The sequence below is a fragment of the Paenibacillus luteus genome (assembly GCF_006542765.1).
Lineage (GTDB): Bacteria > Bacillota > Bacilli > Paenibacillales > Paenibacillaceae > Pristimantibacillus > Pristimantibacillus luteus.
In genome coordinates this window covers 1-1,473 of record NZ_SKCD01000064.1, presented here as the reverse complement: position 1 = coordinate 1,473, position 1,473 = coordinate 1, and the positions used below count along the sequence as shown (strand labels likewise).

At 49.5% G+C, this 1,473-nt stretch carries 1 protein-coding gene; it reads left to right on the top strand.

What is annotated here, in order from left to right:
• The first annotated feature begins 108 nt into the window (after nucleotides 1–108).
• Nucleotides 109–1,410, top strand: a complete 1,302-nt coding sequence (locus E0496_RS30310) for an IS1380 family transposase (protein WP_277755896.1) — start codon at nucleotides 109–111, stop codon at nucleotides 1,408–1,410.
• Nucleotides 1,411–1,473: the final 63 nt, after the last annotated feature.

The window sequence follows — 1,473 nt, the reverse complement described above, 5'->3', positions numbered from 1 at the left end:
CCTGAATTACGAAAGTGCGACCTCATAAAAACATAAAAAAGTGCCCTAATCTTTGGTAGAATGGTGTTTACGAAGACAACATCACCCAAAGAGAGGAGCACCCATAAAGTGAAGTTTACCACAAAAATCACGTTGTTGAAAACGGAATTTTCTATGAGAAATGCCACAAATTTTGCAGGTGGCAAGGTCATGCTTGCCTTTCTTGAAACGATCCGCTTGAATCAAACCTTGCAGACCCTTGGCCTGGCTAAGGCGGCGAACGCGATTTTCCCCACCGCCCATATTCTCCAATATCTTATCATCGGTTGGCTCCTAGGCTGCGAGCGTCTTTTTCACTTCAAGTTTCTACAAGGCGATGCCTTGGTCCGTCATGCGCTGGGCGGCCGTCTGCCTCATCACAGCCTGCTGAACAAGGAGCTTCTTCGCTTCGGAGCGTCCCATGAGGAGTTGGCTCCTGCGCTCAGACAACTGAACGTGGAGTTGGTGACCTCCTTACTGCCCGAGTCGCTCATTCTGGATTTGGATTCTACCGTCGAGACGGTCTACGGCAACCAAAAGGGAGCCGAAGTGGGCTACAACAGCCACAAGCAAGGACGCAAGAGCTACCATCCCTTGCTCATGTATGAAGGAAAGTCTAGGGTGCTCGTGAATGCCTCGCTCCGGCCCGGTAATACAAGCAGTTCAACGGACGTTCTTCCTTTTGCTAAGCAAACGCTGGACCTGCTCGGGTCACGAGCGGTTCGCTATGCACGTTTCGACAAAGGCTTTGGTGGCGAAGACTTCTATGCCTTTTGGGAATCGCATCAAATCGGCTATGTGGGCAAAATGAAATGGACCTCTCGTCTCGAGCAACAGGTTCAATCCTGTGAGCATTGGACACGATTCGTCGATGAGGATTGGATCATCGAAGGCATCGCACTCTACTACCAAGCGACAACGTGGAACAAGGCAAGGCGCGTGGCTGTCATTCGTAAGATGCAGCGTTACGATCAGGATCAGAGTCAGTTGGAATTAGATATCCTCTGGCAGTATGAAGCGATGGTCACCACGGAGGTGTGGGAAGCCATCGACGTATGGCGTTTCTACAACCAGCGCTGCTGCATGGAGAACTATATTAAGGAAGGCAAGAATGGTTTCGCCATTCATCGTATTCCGACCCAGTCCTTTGCTGCTAACGAGATCGATTTGCTGTTGAAACTATTCGCGTACAATTTGTTCGAGCGCTTCAAGCTTCAATGTTGCGACCCGATTCAACGCTCTTTTACGATCCAGCGGTTTCGGCGGGAGTTTATCCACTGTGCCGGCATACTGGTACGAAGCGGTCGCCTGGTCACTTTAAAACTGGCAGAATCGTTTCAAAACCGATGGGCTTGGCTTCAAATGGAACGGAAAAGTATTTTATTGGAATAAACAATAATCCCAAAATTAGTCTTGGAAGTACCATTGCCTCTTTGTCTGGGGAGGGGGAAGTTG